Genomic DNA, 212 nt, shown 5'->3' on the forward strand with positions numbered 1-212 from the left:
GAGGCTTCTTTTCGTGTCCGGACGTGTTCAGCATCGTTGCACGGCGCAAGTCGTTTTATGGATATTCGACGGGACTTTTGAGTCGCTATTTCTTCGACAGTTGGCTAAGGCGGACGCATTCCTGGGAATTTTCGAACAAGACTGAGCATAAGCCCCTCCTCGGGGGGCGCTCGGTCGAATGAGCGCCATTGCTCGGCCAAACGACGGTAAAG

The 212-nt window shown here is 54.2% G+C and carries 1 protein-coding gene; it reads left to right on the forward strand.

Going from position 1 to position 212, the window contains the following annotated elements; translation table 11 throughout:
* On the forward strand, positions 1–182 hold a 182-nt coding region (locus tag G5A07_RS22330; protein WP_223107912.1), incomplete at its 5' end, for a hypothetical protein.
* Between the last annotated feature and the right edge of the window lie 30 nt (positions 183–212).

Origin of the sequence: Stenotrophomonas sp. AS012628, assembly GCF_010608305.1 — a bacterium.
Lineage (GTDB): Bacteria > Pseudomonadota > Gammaproteobacteria > Xanthomonadales > Xanthomonadaceae > Stenotrophomonas > Stenotrophomonas geniculata.